This is a genomic window from Jeotgalibacillus malaysiensis, assembly GCF_044789845.1.
GTDB lineage: Bacteria > Bacillota > Bacilli > Bacillales > Jeotgalibacillaceae > Jeotgalibacillus > Jeotgalibacillus malaysiensis_A.
Genome location: NZ_CP085252.1, coordinates 798,000 through 818,523 on the forward strand (window position 1 = coordinate 798,000; position 20,524 = coordinate 818,523).

Here is a 20,524-nt window from a genome sequence, read left to right on the forward strand (position 1 = left end):
ACAATAATGGATGGAAAAGGAAATGTCACATTAGAGGCAGGAATTGAAAGAGCTTGGGATGTTTTGCTTGATCCAAATGTACTGGAAAAATGTATTACAGGCTGTAAAAAGCTTGAGCTGATCGGTGACAACAAATACCAGGCCGATCTTGCTGTTGGGATTGCCGCTGTAAAAGGAAAATATGATTCCACGATTGAAATTGCGGATATCGAAAAACCAAACCATTACAAGCTTATCGTACAAGGTGAAGGCGGACCGGGAAATGTGGAAGCTGCCGGAACGATTGATCTTACACCGATCGATGAAAATACAACAGAGCTTTCCTATTCATACGAGGCAGAAGTAGGCGGCAAGGTGGCGATGATTGGACAGCGTATGCTGGGCGGAGTAGCTAAGCTGATCATCCAGGATTTTTTCAAAAGGCTTGAAAAAGAATTGAAACGAAATGAAATGAGTGCTTGAAGGGAGGTTAAACCTTGAAACCGCCAAAATTTGATTACTATCGTCCAAATACTGTGGATACCGCACTTTCATTACTAGAGGAATCAGGTTTTGATGGGAAAATTATTGCGGGTGGACAGAGTCTGGTTCCAATTATGAATATGAGATTGGCTTCACCTGAGTGTCTAATCGATATTAATCAGCTGCATGAGCTGGATTTCATCGAAGCTGATGATGACAAAGTGAAAATTGGAACGCTAACACGGCAAAGTCGGGTAGAAGTATCAGACCTGATTAAAGATAACATTGGTTTATTGCATGAAGCGGTACCATTTATCGGTCATCTTCAAACAAGGAATAGAGGCACGTTTGGCGGCAGTCTCGTTCATGCTGATCCAACAGCGGAAATTCCACTTGCTTTAATGGCATCTGGCGGAACTGTCCATATTGCGTCTGCTGATGAGACGAGAGAAGTTCAAGTAGAGGATTTTTTTGTGACATACCTGACGACGGATGTTATGCCTACTGAACTTTTGACAGAGGTTCATATTCCGATTTGGAAAGGAAGAGTGGGATTCGCATTTGATGAAATTTCCCGCCGTCACGGTGACTTTGCAATTGTCGCCTCAGCTTGCCAGCTAACACTGGATGATCATAATAAAATTTCTAATGTCCGTCTCGTTTTGGGAGGTGTTGAAGCCGTCCCTCTACTAGTGGAGGGAGTAAATGAGATTATGATCGGTGAAGAACTGTCAGATTCTCTTTTAAACAAAGTAGCTGACATCGTGACAGGCGTTGTTGATCCTGAATCTGATCTTCATGCTTCTGCAGACTATCGAAGACATCTTGCAACCGTCTATACAAAAAGGATTTTACAAACAGCATACAATCGGGCCAGGAGGTGACCGGCATGGGAACACATTCTATTAGACTCACAATCAACGGGAAACAATATGTTGAAGAAGTAGAGTCCAGAATACTTTTAAGTGATTTTATCCGTGAAAATTGTGGACTGACAGGCACACATGTCGGGTGTGAACACGGGGTTTGTGGTGCTTGCACCGTCATTGTAAATGGCACGGCGGTAAGAAGCTGTTTAATGTTCGCTGTTCAGACAGACGGGGTGGACATTCAAACAGTGGAGGGGCTGAGCCATGATGGTGAATTAACACCATTACAGCAAAATTTTAAAGAATGCCACGGGCTGCAGTGTGGGTTTTGTACACCTGGAATTCTAATGTCTGCACAGGATTATTTAGCCAAAAATCCTGTACCGTCAACAAAAGAGTTAAAAGAAATGCTTTCAGGACATCTCTGCAGATGTACAGGCTATGATGGCATTTTGAAAGCCATTCAAAAAACAGTTGATGAAAACAAACAACTGACCTTTACAGAAGGGAGTTGAAACTATGAATCTATCAACCATGTTTGAATTTGCAGTCGATCGTCATCCAAATCGAATCGCAATTGTTGAAAAGGACAAGCGATATACTTACAAGCAGCTGGACAAGGAAATTATTAAGGTTGCTTCATCTCTCCAAAGGATGGGGATTCAGCAACACGACAGAGTGATGGTTGTGTTGAAAAATAGACTTGAAAATGTCGTGATATATTGGGCTAGTCAAAAAATAGGTGCGGTTTATACACCGATCAACCATCGTTTAACTGCCAAGGAAGTTGAATACTGCGTGAATGATGCAGAGGCAAAAGCGGTTGTGTATGAACGTACAAGTCAGGATGCCGTTCTGAAAGCAACGTTTAGAGAAAATCCGATTTTAATCGGTTTGGGAAATGTTGATGGAGCCGACATTTTTTACAATGAACTGATAGATAGAAGCGTTGGCAGTTACAATAAGCCGGCTATTCATGAGGATGATATTGCGTTAATGCTCTATACATCTGGGACGACTGGACGTCCAAAAGGCGTACCAAGAAGCCAAAAAAATGAGTACGCCGCTGCGGTTGCACATGTGATTCAAAATCAATACTGCGACGGGGAGAGCACATTAGGGACGATGCCACTGTACCATACAATGGGAATACGTTCGTTGTTATCCATTACCTTACTAAACGGAAAATATGTGGTTCTTCCTGATTTCGATGCAAAAGAAGCACTGGAATTATTAAGCAGTGAAGAAATTTCGTCCTTATACTTAGTTCCAACCTTATATCATGATATTTTATGTCACCAAAGCTTTGATCAATATGATTTAAAGAAACTGCGTAAAATCGGCTATGCAGGAGCCTCGATGACTTCTTCATTGACAGAAAAATGTGTGGAATTATTAAAACCTGATGTATTTATTAACCATTTTGGCAGCACTGAAATCTACACGTTTACGATTTGTTCAAATGTAATCGAAAAGCCGGGATGTGCCGGCAAGGCCGGTTTACAGCAAAGCATTCGTATTGTGAAGGCTGACACTGATGGAGGCTCTCTTCCAGATCACCAGGTTGGCAAGGGTGAAATTGGGGAAATCATTATTTCCCTTAGTTCAGATGAAGCATTTAAAGGCTATTGGAACAGACCGGAAGCAACTCAAAAGGCAATTCGTGAAGGATGGTATTTCACTGGGGATTTAGGTGTTATGGATGACGACGGAGATCTGCATGTAGTTGGAAGAGTTGACGATATGATTATCTCTGGAGGTGAAAATATTCATCCGCTGGAAGTAGAGGACGTTCTCTCTAAACATGAAAAGGTGTCAGAAGTTGCTGTTTGCGGAGAAGAGGATGAGCGGTGGGGATTTATTGTATGCGCTTACATCGTTCCGAAGGATCATTCGATTTCTGTCCAGGAGCTTGATGAATATTGTAAAAGCCATCCTAAGCTTTCAAATTTCAAAAGACCGAGAAACTATGTGTTTGTCAAAGAAATACCAAAAAGTCCTGTCGGTAAAATTCTTCGTCGCATGCTCCGGGACGGAGAATATGAATTATTCAATAACGAAAATAAAATAGTAGGATAATTAGGAAGGGGAATGATCCATGACAACAAATACTGCGTATGATCATATTCGGGTAGAAAAAAATAGTGAAAGTAAAACGGCAACGATCATTTTTGATCGGCCCGAAAAAATGAATTACATCAGTATGCTTGCTCGGGCTCAATTTGCTGAAATTTTCACTGAGCTGGATAAGGATGACAACGTTCGTGTCATTATCATTAAAGGAGAAGGGGATAAAGCGTTTAGTGCTGGAGGGAATATTCAGCAATTTATGGATACTCACCCTGAGGAACTGTCCCGTTTAAGAGTGAATGTAGCAGCACCAGAACGTTCTCCTAAACCAGTAATCGCACAGCTTCAAGGCTATACATTTGGGGTAGGTTTTGAGATTGCTATGGCCTGCGATTTTCGAATTGCAGCAGATGATACGCTCTTAGGGCTGCCGGAAATGAACCTGGGTATGATCCCTGGAAGCGGAGGAACACAGCGTGTAGCAAAAGCAGTTGGACTCACGAGGGCGAAAGATATGATTATGAGAGCAAGAAGAATTCCTGCTGACGAAGCCTATCAATGGGGATTGCTGACCAAGGTGGTTGCAAAGGGTGACCTGGAATCAGAAGTGAATGCACTGGCGAAGGAACTGACCAGGTTTTCACCTTTAGCACAGCGCGTAGCGAAGGAAGTACTTCATGCTGCTGAAGAAGGACCGCTTAGTACAGGTCTTGAAATTGAAGGAAGAGCTTACGGAATGCTAAGATGTACGGATGATTTTAAAGAAGGTGTAGAGGCCTTCTATGAAAAGAGAAAACCAAACTTCACAGGTAAATAATATTTGGTATAAACCCTACATTTTTTGTGGGGTTTATATTGTTGTGATGGTCATTCGGGTCAAGGGCGCTTGATACTGATTTATAGAAAGGGTGAGATAGGTGAGTAAAAAAGATCATGTTTTCATGGTGAATGTTAATTGTAAAATATGGTGGATTTTTTGTAAATTTAAAGACATATCGAAAATTGAGGCCTATCAAAGAGTGGAGAAGGTGTTAATAGATAAAAAAAATTTAAATTCATATGACCTCTATTATTTAGGAAATTTAAATTATGAAGATATGGACCCTGAAGTGGCAAATCTATTACCTCTTTATGAAAAATATGAAACAGTGTGGATCTTAACAGATCATCCTACGGTCTCACAAGAAAATGACAGTTGATTACATATAAAAAATGCTTTAACATACTCCTGCTTACCAAAAGACTTTAGTGCATAATCACGGCAATATAGTCAGTGATTATGCCGCTGTAATAGATATAAGATCTATTAAAAAATACATTTTAAATGAACGATCATCTTTAAAAGAAGATTATTTTACAATTAAAAAAGCAGGAATTTAAAACAAAAAATACCTGCATGAATTATATTAATAGTAAGAAAATTAATATAATTGAGAATTATCAGCATATTAATTCATTCATTTAAAAAGGATACACAATCGATATATTGGATTTATAGACTTTTTGTATATCCAAAAATTTTTATGCAACAAAATGTAATCGCTTTCAAAAAGATGATAACTCTATCGTTCACACATAAATAAACTGTGAATGAACTTTTTTATAGAGCTTTAAAACTTTTATATTTTATAGTGCTTTTTCTCTGCAGCTACACACCATATTCTCTTTCAGAGTAATTATGGTTAGCCTTAGTACAAAATAAAAAAGGGGGAGAATGAATTGAAAAAGTCTTTATTTTCTGCAGCAATTCTTTGTTTACTTGTTCTGTCTGCCTGTGGTTCAGAAGGTTCATCAGGGGAAGCTGAAGGATCTAGTACAGGTGATTCTGAAGACACCATTTCATTACGGTTAGGACATGTAACACAAGATACACATCCCTATCATTTAGCGGCTGAAAAATACGCTGAATTAGTAAATGAAAAAAGTGCAGGAGAAATTGAAATCGAAATTTTTCCTGCACGTCAGCTTGGCGGTGATGTAGACATGCTTCAAAGTATTCAAAATGGATCACTTGATGCAGGGTTTATTACAACTGCTGTATTCAGTGGCTCTACACCAGTACTTGATGGGCTTCAATTGCCATTCTTAATTGACAGTTATGATGTTTTCGAAAAGACGTTGGAAACAGAAACGATTCAAAAGATGCTAGACAGTTTAGAAGATATTAATGTAAAAGGTCTTGCAATCAATGAAAGTGGAATCCGTCATATTGGAAGTAATGTATCACAAATTCAATCTCCAGATGATATGAAAGGACTGAAGATTCGTGTAGCAGAAAGCCCGCTTATGACGGATATATTTAATGAGCTGGGAGCGAGTCCTACACCTATGCCTTATGGTGAGATTTACAGTTCACTACAAACCGGGGTTATTGATGCGCATGAAGCAAATCTTCCAGCTTATCTAGATGAAAAATTTGATGAAGTAACGGAGTATATTACGTTAACAGGGCATTTTCCTTGGCCAAATGCAAATATTATTAATTTAGATAAGTTCAATTCATTATCTGAGGAGCATCAAAAAATCCTGGAAGAATCAGCAAAAGAAGCATCAAAATGGATTATTACTGAACTGAAAACTGTAGACGAGCAATCCATCGAAGAATTAAAAGCGAATGGTGAAAATATCGTAGAGTTGGAAAATAGAGAGTTATTTGTTGAGAAAGTTCAGCCTGTCTATGACAAATATGCTGAGAACCACGAATTAATAAAGGAATTGATCGAGGAAGTGAATAACATTAAGGAAGAATAAAAAATGTTCGTTTTCCCTTAATGCAGATCAATTCTTTATCAGAGAAATAAATAGGTTAGAATGCTCCTAACCTATTTATTTCAAGTTTGATTTTTCCTTGTACATGAAATAAGGCGGTGAAAAGGTTGAATAGGGTCAGTAATCTTATAAATGGAATATCTATTAAAATTATTACGATTTTAGGCATCATCATGACATTAACCATTATCGTTCAAGTAATCTGTCGGACATTTCTTGGATTTTCTATCTATTGGAGTGAAGAACTGGCAAGATACTGTCTCATTTGGATTACATTTATCGGAGCCGCTGTAGCTTATCGAAACGCGGACTTGGCTGTATTGGATCTGCTAGATCAAAAAATCAGCCGGAAGTCAAAGTGGATTTACAAGCTAATTATACAAGTGATTGTAGCGAACTTTATAATTGTTTGTATATATTATGGTTTTAAACAAGCGGCAAGCCCAAGTACGGTCAATGCTGTCTCACCAGCATTAAGGTTACCAATGCAATATATTTATCTTTCAGTTCCTGTTGCTTTCTCCATTATGTTCATACATTGGATTCGATCTGTGATAGAAATTATTACAGATCGAAAGGGGAAGAGTGAAAAATGTCAATTATCATAGCGTTCTTTATCCTGCTTATCCTGGGTGTGCCCATCGCATTTGTGCTGGGTTTGTCGAGTGTATTTTATATGTTTTTTACTGGAAATATCGATTTTTTACTAAGTGTTCCCCAAAGAATGATTGTGGCTGCAGATAATTTTAGCTTAATGGCCATTCCACTCTTTGTTTTAGCAGGAGAATTAATGAATTATGGTGGAATTACTAGAAGACTAACTGATTTCGCCCGATCATTGATTTCTCATCTTCGTGGCGGACTGGCGTATGTGAATATACTAGTCAGTATGTTTCTTTCTGCCATCATTGGTTCAGCAAATGCGGTAGCAGCTATTCAAAGCTCGTCAATGGTTCCTGAAATGAGAAAGGACGGCTATGATAACGAGTACTCTTCAGCGGTGACAGCTGCTTCAGCTATTATTGGACCGATCATCCCCCCGAGCATGGTATTTATTATTTATGGTGTCTCAGCCGGAACCTCCATTGGGGCTTTGTTTTTAGCGGGGATCATTCCCGGTATCCTTTTAGGAGGTGGTTTCTTTTTACTTTCTTATTTTTATGCAAAAAAGAAAAACTTCCCCACTCGAAAGAGATCTTCTTTACAAGAAGTGATTAAAATGTGGCTAATTGCCATTCCAGCCTTAACGATTCCCTTATTTATTATAGGAGGAATCATTTCAGGCAGCTTTACACCGACTGAAGCTGGTGCTATTGGAAGTTTAATTGCTTTTTTAGTGGGTAAGTTCATCTATCGAGAAATCAAATGGAAATATATCCCTTCTGTTTTTAAGAAAACAGGCATGATTACTGCTTCTATTATGATCATTGTTGCTTGTGCCAACATTTTTGGATGGACTTTGGCAATGGAACGTATTCCACAAGTAATAGCGGAATCTATTTTATCTATTTCCACCAACACAATCATTATACTGCTTATTATTAATCTTCTTTTACTAGTGGTCGGTATGTTTTTAGAGCCTATTGCCGCCATTATTATTGTTGTTCCTGTCTTACTTCCGGTAGTGCTTGAGCTTGGAATTGATCCGGTTCACTTTGGTTTAATTGTTTGTTTGAATTTAGTGATCGGGTTAATTACTCCCCCCGTTGGGATTGTATTGTTTGTTGTTTCAGGTATAACAAAAATTTCAGTTCAGCGTTTAAGCCAATCTATTTTTCCTTTTGTTGTAGTCGCAGTTATTGTATTGCTTGTAATTACATTGGTTCCAGAGCTAGTAACTTATCTTCCTGAGAGATTTCTATCTCAGTAATGAATTTAAAGCGTAGAGTGGTAACGAATTAAATTAGTAAGATAGAGAGGTCATGATATGAAAAAAAAAATTGTCATCGGTATGACTGGAGCAAGCGGGGCAATTTATGGAATTCGTTTGATTGAAGCACTTAATAAGTTAAATATCGAATCCCATGTTGTCATTAGTTCAGCCGCAGTTAAAACCATTCATCATGAAACGGACTACACCATAAACCAGGTTGAGTCTCTATGCTCCCACCTGTATGACTCAAATGATATAGGAGCAACAATTTCAAGTGGTTCTTTTCTCGTTGACGGAATGATTATCGCTCCATGCTCGATTAAAACACTCTCCTCTGTCGCAAATAGCTTTAACGATAACTTGATTACACGCGCGGCAGACGTTTCATTGAAAGAAAGAAGAAAGCTCGTTTTAATGGTGCGGGAAACACCACTCCATCTTGGACATTTAAAATTGATGCAAACTGTTACGGAAAACGGAGCAGTTATTCTGCCTCCAGTACCAAGCTTTTATCATCATCCTAAATTGTTGGACGATATAGTGGCACAAAGTGTTGGAAAGGCTTTAGATCAATTCCGGATCGAGGCAGATTTATTTGAAAGATGGGGCGGACTGGAAGAAAATTAGGGAAGGATGAATGGCTCATGATCGTAAAAACAGATGCGGTAAAAAACTATATTGATGGAAGTTGGCAAGCAGCTGCAAAAGGAGAAACCATGGAGTCTTTTAATCCCGCTACAGGAGAGCTTGTCGGAGTCGCGCAAAAATCAGGTCTTGATGATATTAAGTTGGCAATTGAAGCGGCTAAAAATGCCTTTGAAAATGAGGATTGGAAATACAATTCCAGCAAAAGGTCTGATGCCTTGATGAAGTGGGCGGCAAACCTCAGTGAACACAAAGAAAGAATAGCAAAGCTGTTAACACAGGAAAATGGAAAAACCTTGAAGGAGTCGCGAGTTGAAATTGGGGCGTGCATTGATACATTAAAGTATTTCGCTGGTATGGCACGCAGCGTGTTCGGGAGGTCAATCAACCTTTCAGAAACGGCTTATGGAATCATTGATAAGAGTCCAATTGGTGTAGTGGGGATTATCTCTCCCTGGAATTGGCCGGCTATGCTGATGATTCGTGAGGTGGCGCCTGCTTTGGCAGCTGGCAACACGGTTATTTTAAAACCGGCGAGTCGGACACCCTTAGTCAGCGTAGCGGTAGTTGAGCTAATCGAAGATATTGCAGAATTTCCGCCTGGTACAGTTAATATCGTGACCGGACCTGGAGTTTTAATCGGCGATGAAATTTCTAAAAATCCTGATGTTCAAGCGATCAGCTTTACCGGTGATACATCGACGGGTATCCAGCTTTCAAAAATTGCTGCAGATAAAGTAAAGAAATTGGCACTTGAGCTTGGAGGGAAATCTCCAAATCTCATTTTTCCTGATGCTGATTTAAAAAAAGCAATACCCACTGTCATCAAATCCATTTTTATTACAGCAGGTCAAATGTGTTTTGCAGGAACAAGGTTGCTTGTCCATGAATCAATCCATAGAGAAGTAGTGGAAGAGCTTAAAAGAGAAACAGAAAAACTGCGGGTTGGAAATGGGAATGATGACGAAGTTGACATGGGACCAGTCATTTCTGGATCTCAATTAAAAGAAGTGTTGGAATACTGCGAGGTTGGCAGAAAGGAAGCAACGCTTGTCACCGGAGGGAACCAGCTAAAAGGCGAAGATTTTGATAAAGGTTTTTTCATCGAGCCGACAATCTTTGATCATGTTCCACTTGAATCCAAAATATGTCAGGAAGAAATATTTGGACCTGTTCTTGTTGTTCAATCATTTAAAGATGAAAAAGAGGCAATTCAGCTGGCAAATGGGACGAGTTTTGGCCTTGCAGCGGGTGTATGGACGAAAGATATTAATAAAGCAATAAGAGTGTCTAAGAAGATTGATGCCGGTACGGTTTGGATTAATACGTATAACAAGAACTATCCTCAGACTGAATTTGGCGGATATAAGGAGAGCGGCTTGGGTCGTACAAGAGGGCTGGAAGGATTATTTGAATACATGGAAACCAAGCATATCAATATTGATTTTGAAGATTAAATGAAGGGTTTGGTGTGATACCTTATGCATTCATCATTTATGTTTCATTTGCCAACGAAAGTATTTTTCGGTAATGGGAAAATAGAAGAGTTAAAGAATTTACCGTTCGAAGTGAAAAGAGCTTTTATCGTTACGGATAAAGGCGTTTTAAATGCCGGACTGATTGATAGCAGTACCCAGCAGTTAATAGCAGCGGGCATTTCCTATGAAATATATAGTGACGTGGAACCGGATCCAAGTGTCGAAACAGTAGATAAAGCAGCCATGGCATTTCATGAGGCTGACTGTAATCTCATTATAGCCATTGGGGGTGGAAGCCCCATTGATACCGCGAAAGGCATTAGAGTAGTAGCAAGCAATGGCGGGTCAATCAGGGATTATGCAGGAAATAATATGGTTAAAAAGGCGGCAGACATTCCTTTCGTAGCGATTCCGACTACGTCTGGAACAGGCAGTGAAGTGACCATCTTTGCGGTGTTTTCAGACTGGACTGAAAATCGTAAAGTCACAGTTGTAAGTCCGCATCTCTCACCTGATATCAGTATTGTGGACCCGATGCTTACGATTACAGCACCACCATCCATTACAGCAGCAGCGGGCTTTGATGCTTTTGCACATGCGGCAGAAACATTTGTATCTAGAGCCGCTCAACCTGCAAGTGATGCACTGGCATTATCTGCAATGAAAACAGTCAATGACTATTTACGCCGTGCGGTATTTGAGGGGCATGATGGAGAAGCAAGAACTAAAATGGCTGAAGCAAGCCTGCTTGCAGGTATGGCTTTTAACCAGTCATATCTTGGGTTAGCTCATGCAATAGGCAGCGCGATCAGTGGCCATGCTCATGTTAGTCATGGTGTTTCCATAGGCCTTTTACTGCCGAGTGTGATGGAATATAACCTGGTTTCAAGAATTGATAAGTATCATCAGATAGGGAATATTCTGTTTGATACAAGAAATCTTTCAAAAAGGGAAATGGCTGAAAAAATTGTAGCTGAAGTGAGACAGCTGAGAGACGATCTCCTATTGCCGCGGAGGCTGAAAGATGTGCAGGTAAAAGAAGAACAGTTAAAAGGAATTGCAGATGACTCGATTAAGAGCGGAATGTGGAAGTTTAATCCGCGTGAAGCTTCTGCAGATGATATTCAGCAATTATTAAAGCAAATTTTTTAGGGGGGAGTTCTATGCAAAAAAGTAAATCGCTCAGAAGCTGGCTAGGTCATTTAAAAGAACTGAACCAACTTGCTGTTGTTGATAAAAAGGTTTCATTAGAGTTTGAAATTGCAGGGATTGTGAAGAAGCTCGATGGGACGAAAGCGGCTTATTTCCCCAATGTAAACGGTTATCAAATTCCTGTTGTAGCTGGAACCGCAACAACAAGAAGACAATTTGCTGATGCACTTGATATAACAGAGCCACAACTAAATGAAAAATTTTTAGATGCATTGGAGCATCCCATTCCGTGTAAAGAAATTCCGAGTGAAGCAGCACCTGTCCACGAAAATATTATTCTTGGGGAAGCGGTTGATTTACTGGGGTATTTTCCTATTCCTATTCATCATGAAAAGGATTCAGGCAATTACATATCAGCAGGGCTTTCCATAGCCAAGGATCCGACCTCTGGCAGTCAAAACGTATCCATTCATCGCCTTCAGGTTTCCGGGAAAAACAAATTGGGCGCGCTTATCCTTCCAAGACATTTGTACAGCTTTTATAAAGAAGCGGAAGAAAAAGGACAACCCCTTAATGTGGCCATCGTCATAGGTGTAGATCCTGTCACGGTTCTAGCCTCACAGGCAATCGCTCCGCTCGGTCAGGATGAAATGGAAATTACAGGAGCCTTAAAAGGAAGACCTGAACCGGTCGTTAAGTGCAAGACGATCGATGTTCTTGTCCCTGCACACGCTGAAATTGTTCTAGAAGGCAGAATACTTCCCAATGTACGCGAGCCTGAAGGACCGTTTGGTGAATTCCCCAAATACTACGGACCGAGAAGCGATAAAGAAGTGATCGAAATTACGGCAATTACCCATCGTAACAACCCTATTTATCAAACGATTGTAGCAGCAAGCTATGAGCATTTATTGCTGGGTGGGATTCCACGGGAAGCGAGCCTGCTGCAAGCGTTAAGAAATACTGTACCAACAGTGAAGGATGTTCATCTAACATTAGGCGGAACATGCCGTTACCACTTAGTTATTCAAATGAAAAAAAGAAATGAAGGAGAAGTAAAAAATGTCATTATGGCTGCATTCGCTGGACACTATGATGTAAAACATGTCGTCGTCGTGGATGAAGATGTCGATATATATAACTTGGAAGAAGTCGAATGGGCGATCGCAACAAGGTTCCAGGCAGAAAAAGATCTAGTGGTGATTAACGGGGCTCTTGGTTCTAAGCTTGATCCATCAACTGATAATGGAGTTGGCTCCAAGCTTGGCTTTGATTGTACTGTGCCATTAAACAGTGAGCCAATGGAATTTGAAAAAATTCAAATTCCTGGGATGAAGGATTTGGATATAGAATTATACAAAAATCAAGATGTACATTCAATTGAAGTGGCTTCCGAACATTTTAGAGAAAGAGATTGATCTATTAAGCTCTGTTTATCATAGAAGCTGTGGCTAGATATTTATTACATGAAAAAATTCGCGAAAACGAAGGAGGATTATAATGAGTATCTCAGAAGAGCGGTTGAATTATGAAAATGTGGATCAGGAGCTGGATCGAATTCAGGATTTGAAACAGGAGGATAGAAGAAAAGCGGATGAGTTGGCGTACTCTCTTTATCGAATGGCGATACGATTTGGGACGTGGGATCCTTTGGAAATAAATTTAACTGAAGACAAAAAGCATTTTGCAGAGATGGATAAACAAAAAAGAGATTATCTCATTCATTTTTGCACCGGCTTTTGGAATGCAGAGGAAAATGTTGCTCTTCAATTTTGTCCATGGGTGATGGTCGCACCCTCCACTTATCAGCAAGCATTTTTAAGTACGCAGCTGGTGGAAGAGTTTAAGCACACGGAATTCTTTGAACATTATTTTAAAGAAGTAATTGGAGTTGAACGTGAAAATAAAGTGCAAAATATTGTGCACGATAGCCTTGATCCAAGAGGTAAACAGCTTATTCAAGCAATAGACGCAGGACCAGTTGAACGGGAAGCAGCGATGGTGGAAGGACTCGTTCATTATCAAGGTGTGATTGAAGGCGTTCAGGCAATGGTGGGGTACGATGTTTTTCAAGCGGTTTGGGGGCAATATGATCTTTTACCTGGATTAAAGGAAGGGTTTAAAAACATTAAAAGGGACGAGGGACGCCATGTTGGTTTTGGTCTTCGTATGTTAAAGCAATTTGCCAAAAAACCAGAGCATGCTGAGCGAATTAAAGAGATTTATACGGAGTACCTTCCTGCTATGCTGACACGTTATGACCAACAAGTAATCGTCAATGGGGACGAGGTGGAAACGCCAATAGAGGTTCAAGGTAAAGATCGAATTCAAAATATGTTTGACCGCAGATTAAAAGACGTACTCGGACAAACGGTCTGAACTTCAATTTAAAATCCTGCCGAAAAATCACTTGACAATATTTAACTATTTAGCAGATCATAATTTATTAAAGATGAGAGAGTAATATTTTAAAACACTGAATTTTCTGTATATTATATGATATAAAATGTAAACGCTTTCAATATAAAAGGGGGCATTAAAATGGTAAAGACAAAAGCTGCTGTTACTCACGGGAAAGGGGAACCATTTAAGATTGAAGACATTACAGTTGATGACCCAAAAGCTGGAGAGGTGCTTGTCCGAATTGAAGCTGTAGGAATTTGTCACACAGATTTAATTGTGCGTGATCAATATTACCCTGTTCCTTTGCCTGCTGTTTTGGGACATGAGGGTTCAGGCGTTGTTGAAAAGGTGGGTCCTGGAGTAAGCAGTGTCCAGCCTGGTGATCATGTTGTTCTATCATTTGCTTCCTGCGGAGATTGTGTGAAGTGTAATAGTGGAAACCCTTACGCCTGTGATCGATTTTACGATTTAAACTTTGCAGGTACAATGGGCGATGGGACATGCAGATTGCACCAGCATGACAAAGATATTTCCAATTTCTTTGGTCAGGGAAGCTTTGCTCATTATTCCGTGGTCTCAGAAAGAAATGCTGTTAAAGTACCAAAGGATGTTCCACTGGAGCTATTAGGACCATTAGGCTGCGGGATTCAAACAGGAAGCGGGGCCGTTCTTAATAAGCTGCAGCCGAGGGAAGGATCGACTATCGTTGTTTTTGGCTGTGGTTCAGTAGGCTTAAGTGCCGTTATGGCTTCGAAAGTAGCAAATTGTACAACCATCATAGCTGTTGATCTGCAGGACAGCCGATTAGAAATGGCGAAGGAGCTTGGAGCCACACACACGATTAATGCGAAAGACGTAAATTCGGTTGAAGAAATTCAACGTATTACAGTGGGCGGTGCGGACTACTCAATAGAAACAACCAGCAGCCCAAAGGTTTTACGACAGGCGGTTGACTGTCTTGCTACATTAGGAAAGGCAGTTGTTATTGGTGCACCTCCAGTAGGCACAGAAGTTAATTTAGATGTTAATACGGTTTTATTTGAACGTTCGGTTATGGGTGTCTTATTAGGTTCAGCCGTTCCCCAAGTGTTTATTCCGAAATTAATTAATCTTTATAAACAAGGAAAATTTCCATTTGACAAGCTAGTAAAATATTATAATTTAGAAGATATTAATCAGGCAAGTGCAGACTCGGAATCAGGTGTAACCATTAAACCGATATTGAAAATAGGTTGATTATTTAAGGGAGGGAAAACGAATGACTGTTAAGACAAATCAATACTCTGAATGGAATAAGCTGATGATCAATGGAAGCTGGAGAGACGGAGCGAGTGAAAAAATTTGTACAGTAACGAATCCCTATAATGATGAAGTCCTGACAACCTTTAACTATGCAAATAGAGACGATATCAATGAAGCATATGAACATGCCGAAGAAGCACAAAAAGAATGGGCAAAAGTTTCTCCATATGAAAAAATCGCGCTGTTAGAAAGAGCGGCTCAAATCGTACAGGATCGAAAAGAAGAACTGGTGGAATTGCTCGTAGCTGAAACAGGAAGCTCGCAAATTAAAGCAAGCGTCGAAGTAGACTGCTGTGTTGCCGATATTAAACTAGCCGCAACGTTTCCTATGATGATGGGCGGGGAAATTCGTCCGTCCGCTATTCCTGGTAAGGAAAACCGTGTATACCATAATCCAGCAGGTGTTGTAGGAGCAATTACGCCTTGGAACTGGCCAATGCATTTAACAATGCGTGTAGTTGCACCGGCAATTGCTACAGGGAATGGGGTTGTATTGAAGCCGGATCATCAAACTCCAATTTCTGGCGGACTCGTGATTGCACAAATCTTTGAAGAAGCTGGACTTCCTAAAGGGCTTTTAAATGTCACAGTAGCGGATCTTGAAGAAATAGGCGACCAATTTGTCGAGCATCCTATTCCCAGTATTATTTCCTTCACTGGCTCTACTGCTGCCGGAAGACACGTAGGCTCCCTTGCCGTAAAAAATGTAAAAAAACCAGCCCTGGAGCTTGGCGGTAACAATGCATTTATCGTATTGGATGATGCGGATGTTGATCAGGCAGTAGCTGCTGCAACATTCGGCAAATTTTTTCACTCAGGACAAATTTGCCTGGCGATTAACCGTATTATCGTGGACAGAAAACTATATGATTCTTTCACAGAAAAATTCATAGCAGCAGCCAAGAAGGTAAAAGTAGGAAATCCACTTGAGAGTGATACGATTATTGGTCCGATGATTAATAGTAAACAAGTGGACCGCGCATTGAAATTTGTTGAACAAAGTGAGCGTGAAGGGGCGAAAGTAGTCTACAGAGGAAGTGTAAATGGAAACGTAATGGAACCAATTATTCTTACTGATGTAACAAATGATATGACAATCGCACAAAATGAAGTATTTGCCCCTGTTGCGTGTATTATTCCTGTTGATAGTGAAGAAGAAGCAATTCAAGTTGCGAATGGTTCGCTATTTGGACTAAGCGGGGCAGTATTCTCTGACTCACTTGACCGGGGAATTAATGTTGCCCATCAAATTAAAACAGGTATGATTCACGTTAATGACCAATCTGTAAATGTTGAAGCTAACGTACCATTTGGCGGAGAAAAACTCTCTGGTATTGGCAGATACTGCGGTGAATGGGCATTTGAAGAATTTACAACAGTGAAATGGATCTCGGTTCAAAAAGAGCCTAGACAATTTCCATTCTCTTAATAAATAGCTTTGTTATAGTCCATTGTTGTTTTTGCACAGCTGGTGATTGAAGCGTAAGGCGGCGACTCCTGCATGAGCGACGGTCAGGTGAGATCCCGCAAGGTGAAGCCTGAGGAGATCGGACAGGGCCAGAAAACGGCCCATCCATGTGGAAAGCGTCCGCCTGAAGCAGTATTGGGTACCAAACTTTAACAAAGCCAAATAAAAGGCGACTTTTCTTAGAAAAGGTCTTTTTTCTAACTCTGCTGAACTAAGAAATACTTGCTCGTTAGAATCCTTCATCGAGTGAGATGTAAAGGATTCTAAGGAGTTTTTTTATTAGAGAAAACAGAAACTAAAAAAAGTGTGCGATTAGCAAGGTATTAAATATAAGATATTGAACAAGTCAAGGTGGTTATGTATTTAACTTTTAAGAGGGAAATACGTTTTCGCAGAGTAAATGATAGAAAAAATCTAAGTATTTGTTCATAATATTTTTCCCGACGGACACGATAAGACAAACGATGATTTATTGATTGGTGGTCGGGAGAATGAAGGTATTGTCTATGATTCAGCCCTGGGCAAGTCTATTTGTCCTTCGGGAGAACGAATTTGAAACAAGGTCATGGAGAACAAATTATCGAGGCCCGCTGGCCATTCATACAAGTAAGAAAATTGATAAGGCCGTCTGCAGGCATGTGGCGATCCGTTCGCTGCTCGGTAAGCATGGATACACAGAAGAGACCCTTCCAACCGGGGTAATCATTGCTGTAGGGCGGCTTGAAAATTGTCTGAAGGTAACTGAAAATAATCAGACATCAGCAGTCCTCGAAAATGGACAAATCGTATCAGGAAATGATTATTTTTTGGGAGACTTTAAAGTAGGGGGATATGCATGGGAGGTTCAAGACATGAAAATCCTGAATGAAAGTATTCCAGCAAAAGGTCAGCTTGGGTTATGGGAAACTGATTTATTGTGAAAGGCGATGGAGATAAACAATATTTCACTTGCATATAGAAAAAACGGGTTAAATTCCATACTGTAGTGACTTTAATCGAGAGGAAGATATAGTGATCTTTGGATTTACAAAGGCTTTCCGCCAAGTGAATGAAACACAAACAAAAAAGACTCAAACCATCTGAAAAAATGATTTGAGCCTTTTTTATCGCGGTTTTGTGCTGGTTTTATCCCAGTCTCATCTTATGAATTAAATTAATCGTGCACCACCATCAATATCAATAACGGATCCAGTTGTAAATCCATTTTTTGCTAAGTAAACGTAAGATTGCGCGATGTCTTCAGGCTGTGCAATGCGTTTTACAGGAAGCTGGTCAGCAATTCCTTTGAACATGCCTTCACGTTGATCTTCCGGCATTCCTGCGTATATCGGTGTATCTACAATACCTGGTGATACAACATTTACGCGCATTGGTGATAGCTCAATAGCCAGTCCTCTTACTAAACCATCAACCGCAGAATTAATTGCTGCTAATGTAGATGCTCCCTGAGGTGGGCGTTGACCATACACGCCTGATGTAAGCGTGATGGAACTCGCATCATTTAAGTAAGGGAGGGCGGCAAGAGCCGTAGCATATTGACCCCAGAACTTACTGTCGAATGCTTCTTTCGCACTTTCAACCGGCAACTCTTTAAATAGTCCCATTGTTCCTTCACCTGCAGTGATTACCAAGTGATCAAAATTCCCTGTCTTCTTAAAAAAGTTAGCTACACTCTCGTCGTTACGAAAATCCAGCTCGTATCCTTCTACATCCTGACCCAGCAAATTCTTTGCCTCATCAAGCCTGGCAGAAGAACGGCTTGCAACTACTACTTGAGCAGATTCTTCTAAAAATGCTTTGGCAGTAGCCAGGCCGATCCCTGAAGTACCACCGACAACAACAATGCGTTTTCCTTGTAATGACATGAGATAGCCTCCTGTATCATCAGTATTTTTAATTGACAACAAGATGTTTATTTCCGAAAAGGACCTGATTTATTCTTCAATTTATGCCTTTAATGCTTGTTGAACCAATTTTTTCAATGGTGTTGGTTGTCCAATAAGGTTTGTTAAATCATTAGAAGTTTTATTCGTTTCCCCAGCTGCAATGGAATGGTAAATACCTGCAATTAGTTCAGCTACTGGTGCAGGTAATCCAACATTGCCAAGGTAATCCTTCATTTCATCAAAAGAAACCTTTTTATGTGAAACTTGTTTACCTGAAACCTCGGAAACAACTTCAGCCAGCTCATCGAAAGTCCAAGGTGATGGGTTGACAAGGTTGTATGATTTGTTTTCATGTCCTTCTCCCGTTAATACAGCAGCAGCAGCTAATGCAAGATCTTCACGGCTTACGGCATTTAGCTTGCCATCACCTGTGTTTGTTACTAATTCACCAGTTGCCACTGATCCAGCTAAGCTTTCATCAATGAATACATCTGAATAAAGTGAATTACGCAAGAATGTATAGGGTACGCCAGTTGAACGAATCGCATACTCTGTTGCCATATGGACATATGCAAGTTCGATTTGAGATGTTTCACCAAATGCATAACCTGTGTAAGCGATGTGTTTTACACCAGCATCCCGGGCAGCCTGGACAACATTTGCATGCTGGCGGATACGAAGAGTATTATCTGAATCCGGTCCTGAAACAAAAAGAACTTTTGAAGCACCTTCAAATGATGTTTTCATCGACTCATAGTCCATATAATCACCATGACGGACTTCTACTCCCAGTTCGGCTAACGCATTCGCTTTTTCTACATTGCGAACGCTCGCGATCATTTCATTTGCTGGAATAGTTTTTAATAGTTCTTGAATAACACGGTTCCCATAATGACCTGTTGCACCAGTAATAACGATTGACATGTAAAATTCCTACCCTTCTATTTGCAGATTATTTCAAGAGGTCTTAGTGTAACCAGTATTGTTACAACTAGTATAAAAAAATAGCTCTAAATAGAGCCGGTTTTCTCTTTAAGTTCAGACACCAATTGTTTGAGTGTGACTTGATCCAATTCGTGCTCCATGGCAGATTGTGCCTGCAGCATCTTTGTCCGGAAAACAGACTCAATATTTGCGCCTACCGGACACCTTGGATTGGTTTCATCATGACAATTGAAAATATTTTCATTATCTGCAACTTCAACTGCTCTATACACATCCAGTAAAGTAATCTCATCAAGTTCCTTTTGTAAATAAGTACCTCCTGCACCGGCACGTACATGCACCAACCCGGCTTTCTTCAACATCCCAATAATACGGCGAATAATGACGGGGTTCGTATTGACGCTTTCAGCAATGAAATCGGAAGTACATGAAGTTGGACTTAATGCAATCAGCGATAAAATATGTACAGAAATGGAATAACGGCTGCTAAATTTTTTCATACAAGTCACCCTCTCGATGTAATCATTATAGTTACAACGGATAATGGAAGTCAAAGAATTAGTTTGAAGAGAAGAAATGGGGAAGTGTTGAGAGTGTTCAGGGTATTCTTCCGGACCTGTGGGATCTGATCAATATTATATTAATCATTTTATAACTTTACCTTCATAGAGGTGGGTTTTTTGAGAGAAGCCTTGTTCTTTAGACCCGCCTCTCCAAATGAGACAGTGATAAAAGACCTTCTTAAGTAATGAGTGTAAAGCTTGTAAGCAACAATTTGATTATTAAACAAGTTCACGTGGTGATTTCCGGTTCAGGGAGATCCTTTCTAGGGCCAGGAAAAGGAGTTCCACCCTGGAGCAAGGATCATCAGCCTTACATAAACAACAATGGCCTTTAACAAAGCATTTCAAAATAAAAATCTATAATATTTTCTTAATCGTAAATAGATATATTAATCAAATCATGATTTTCCTCTATATATTCGCCCCCCTATTCCTGTAAATGAAAATGTGATATCTCATATTCTTTTATTTAACAATATTTACGTAAATAATTATTTTTAATGATTAAAACTAAAATCAATCCTTTAAGAAAAAGGATTTAACAAAAATTAACGGTTATATTACGCAAAAAAATCAGAAAATTAGTTTGACAGCGCTTTCAAAAGGTGCTAGATTTAGTCATAAGATTTACGATATAAA

At 39.9% G+C, this 20,524-nt stretch carries 20 protein-coding genes; 17 read left to right on the top strand and 3 right to left on the bottom strand.

The genetic code is table 11. The annotated features are described in order from the left end of the window. The first annotated feature begins 6 nt into the window (after positions 1-6). The 17 genes from LG330_RS04635 (at position 7) to LG330_RS04715 (ending at position 17,411) form a co-directional block, all read left to right on the top strand. Positions 7-462, top strand: coding sequence for a carbon monoxide dehydrogenase subunit G (locus LG330_RS04635; protein ID WP_404407789.1), 456 nt, complete (start codon positions 7-9; stop codon positions 460-462). Positions 463-476: 14 nt separating this feature from the next. After that, complete coding sequence (locus tag LG330_RS04640) at positions 477-1,346, top strand: FAD binding domain-containing protein (protein WP_404407791.1); 870 nt, start codon at positions 477-479, stop codon at positions 1,344-1,346. 5 nt (positions 1,347-1,351) lie between these two features. Beyond that, the gene (locus LG330_RS04645) at positions 1,352-1,846 is read left to right on the top strand and encodes a (2Fe-2S)-binding protein (RefSeq protein ID WP_404407793.1); all 495 of its coding nucleotides are present in this window, start codon (positions 1,352-1,354) and stop codon (positions 1,844-1,846) included. A 4-nt stretch (positions 1,847-1,850) separates the two neighbouring features. Continuing rightward, positions 1,851-3,410 (top strand): AMP-binding protein, encoded by a 1,560-nt coding sequence (locus LG330_RS04650; RefSeq protein ID WP_404407795.1) that lies wholly within the window; start codon positions 1,851-1,853, stop codon positions 3,408-3,410. 19 nt (positions 3,411-3,429) lie between these two features. Then, positions 3,430-4,218, top strand: coding sequence for an enoyl-CoA hydratase/isomerase family protein (locus LG330_RS04655; RefSeq protein ID WP_404407797.1), 789 nt, complete (start codon positions 3,430-3,432; stop codon positions 4,216-4,218). A gap of 100 nt (positions 4,219-4,318) precedes the next feature. Next, entirely contained in the window at positions 4,319-4,600 is a 282-nt protein-coding gene (locus LG330_RS04660; RefSeq protein WP_404407799.1) for a hypothetical protein, read from the top strand. Between the two features lie 520 nt (positions 4,601-5,120). Next, positions 5,121-6,152 carry a TRAP transporter substrate-binding protein gene (locus LG330_RS04665; protein ID WP_404407801.1) on the top strand — a complete coding sequence of 344 codons (1,032 nt, stop codon included), beginning with the start codon at positions 5,121-5,123 and terminating at the stop codon, positions 6,150-6,152. 125 nt (positions 6,153-6,277) lie between these two features. Beyond that, positions 6,278-6,778, top strand: a complete 501-nt coding sequence (locus LG330_RS04670; RefSeq protein ID WP_404407803.1) for a TRAP transporter small permease — start codon at positions 6,278-6,280, stop codon at positions 6,776-6,778. Continuing rightward, positions 6,763-8,040: a TRAP transporter large permease gene (locus tag LG330_RS04675; RefSeq protein WP_404407804.1), complete on the top strand. Its 1,278-nt coding sequence runs from the start codon at positions 6,763-6,765 to the stop codon at positions 8,038-8,040. Before LG330_RS04670 ends, LG330_RS04675 begins: the two co-directional genes overlap by 16 nt. 57 nt (positions 8,041-8,097) lie before the next feature. Continuing rightward, the gene (locus LG330_RS04680) at positions 8,098-8,670 is read left to right on the top strand and encodes a UbiX family flavin prenyltransferase (RefSeq protein WP_404407806.1); all 573 of its coding nucleotides are present in this window, start codon (positions 8,098-8,100) and stop codon (positions 8,668-8,670) included. Between the two features lie 17 nt (positions 8,671-8,687). Continuing rightward, the gene (locus LG330_RS04685) at positions 8,688-10,145 is read left to right on the top strand and encodes an aldehyde dehydrogenase family protein (protein WP_404407808.1); all 1,458 of its coding nucleotides are present in this window, start codon (positions 8,688-8,690) and stop codon (positions 10,143-10,145) included. A gap of 24 nt (positions 10,146-10,169) precedes the next feature. Further along, on the top strand, positions 10,170-11,318 hold the full coding sequence (locus tag LG330_RS04690; protein ID WP_404407809.1) for an iron-containing alcohol dehydrogenase: 1,149 nt from the start codon (positions 10,170-10,172) through the stop codon (positions 11,316-11,318). 11 nt (positions 11,319-11,329) lie between these two features. Continuing rightward, a complete protein-coding gene (locus LG330_RS04695; RefSeq protein WP_404407811.1) occupies positions 11,330-12,736 on the top strand; it encodes a UbiD family decarboxylase in 1,407 nt (468 codons plus the stop codon). Positions 12,737-12,818: 82 nt separating this feature from the next. Next, entirely contained in the window at positions 12,819-13,697 is an 879-nt protein-coding gene (locus LG330_RS04700) for a R2-like ligand-binding oxidase (protein ID WP_404407813.1), read from the top strand. Between the two features lie 162 nt (positions 13,698-13,859). Beyond that, positions 13,860-14,957: an NAD(P)-dependent alcohol dehydrogenase gene (locus tag LG330_RS04705; RefSeq protein WP_404407814.1), complete on the top strand. Its 1,098-nt coding sequence runs from the start codon at positions 13,860-13,862 to the stop codon at positions 14,955-14,957. 22 nt (positions 14,958-14,979) lie between these two features. Beyond that, positions 14,980-16,452: an aldehyde dehydrogenase family protein gene (locus LG330_RS04710; protein WP_404407816.1), complete on the top strand. Its 1,473-nt coding sequence runs from the start codon at positions 14,980-14,982 to the stop codon at positions 16,450-16,452. Positions 16,453-16,982: 530 nt separating this feature from the next. Then, positions 16,983-17,411: a 2-oxoglutarate dehydrogenase E1 gene (locus tag LG330_RS04715; RefSeq protein WP_404407818.1), complete on the top strand. Its 429-nt coding sequence runs from the start codon at positions 16,983-16,985 to the stop codon at positions 17,409-17,411. 228 nt (positions 17,412-17,639) lie between these two features. Here LG330_RS04715 and LG330_RS04720 read toward each other — a convergent pair whose 3' ends face one another. From LG330_RS04720 to LG330_RS04730, 3 genes are all read right to left on the bottom strand, one after another. Continuing rightward, on the bottom strand, positions 17,640-18,356 hold the full coding sequence (locus LG330_RS04720; RefSeq protein WP_404407820.1) for an SDR family oxidoreductase: 717 nt from the start codon (positions 18,354-18,356) through the stop codon (positions 17,640-17,642). 81 nt (positions 18,357-18,437) lie between these two features. Continuing rightward, positions 18,438-19,301: an SDR family oxidoreductase gene (locus LG330_RS04725; protein WP_404407822.1), complete on the bottom strand. Its 864-nt coding sequence runs from the start codon at positions 19,299-19,301 to the stop codon at positions 18,438-18,440. A gap of 86 nt (positions 19,302-19,387) precedes the next feature. Further along, on the bottom strand, positions 19,388-19,822 hold the full coding sequence (locus LG330_RS04730) for an Rrf2 family transcriptional regulator (protein WP_404407824.1): 435 nt from the start codon (positions 19,820-19,822) through the stop codon (positions 19,388-19,390). Positions 19,823-20,524: the final 702 nt, after the last annotated feature.

Bases quoted from the DNA above. Each gene is read 5' to 3' on its own strand.
- LG330_RS04635 (WP_404407789.1), top strand. From the start codon at position 7: ATGGATGGAAAAGGAAATGTCACATTAGAGGCAGGAATTGAAAGAGCT.
- LG330_RS04645 (WP_404407793.1), top strand. From the start codon at position 1,352: ATGGGAACACATTCTATTAGACTCACAATCAACGGGAAACAATATGTT.
- LG330_RS04650 (WP_404407795.1), top strand. From the start codon at position 1,851: ATGAATCTATCAACCATGTTTGAATTTGCAGTCGATCGTCATCCAAAT.
- LG330_RS04655 (WP_404407797.1), top strand. From the start codon at position 3,430: ATGACAACAAATACTGCGTATGATCATATTCGGGTAGAAAAAAATAGT.
- LG330_RS04675 (WP_404407804.1), top strand. From the start codon at position 6,763: ATGTCAATTATCATAGCGTTCTTTATCCTGCTTATCCTGGGTGTGCCC.
- LG330_RS04680 (WP_404407806.1), top strand. From the start codon at position 8,098: ATGAAAAAAAAAATTGTCATCGGTATGACTGGAGCAAGCGGGGCAATT.
- LG330_RS04685 (WP_404407808.1), top strand. From the start codon at position 8,688: ATGATCGTAAAAACAGATGCGGTAAAAAACTATATTGATGGAAGTTGG.
- LG330_RS04690 (WP_404407809.1), top strand. From the start codon at position 10,170: ATGCATTCATCATTTATGTTTCATTTGCCAACGAAAGTATTTTTCGGT.
- LG330_RS04695 (WP_404407811.1), top strand. From the start codon at position 11,330: ATGCAAAAAAGTAAATCGCTCAGAAGCTGGCTAGGTCATTTAAAAGAA.
- LG330_RS04700 (WP_404407813.1), top strand. From the start codon at position 12,819: ATGAGTATCTCAGAAGAGCGGTTGAATTATGAAAATGTGGATCAGGAG.
- LG330_RS04705 (WP_404407814.1), top strand. From the start codon at position 13,860: ATGGTAAAGACAAAAGCTGCTGTTACTCACGGGAAAGGGGAACCATTT.
- LG330_RS04710 (WP_404407816.1), top strand. From the start codon at position 14,980: ATGACTGTTAAGACAAATCAATACTCTGAATGGAATAAGCTGATGATC.
- LG330_RS04715 (WP_404407818.1), top strand. From the start codon at position 16,983: ATGAAGGTATTGTCTATGATTCAGCCCTGGGCAAGTCTATTTGTCCTT.
- LG330_RS04720 (WP_404407820.1), bottom strand. From the start codon at position 18,356: ATGTCATTACAAGGAAAACGCATTGTTGTTGTCGGTGGTACTTCAGGG.
- LG330_RS04725 (WP_404407822.1), bottom strand. From the start codon at position 19,301: ATGTCAATCGTTATTACTGGTGCAACAGGTCATTATGGGAACCGTGTT.
- LG330_RS04730 (WP_404407824.1), bottom strand. From the start codon at position 19,822: ATGAAAAAATTTAGCAGCCGTTATTCCATTTCTGTACATATTTTATCG.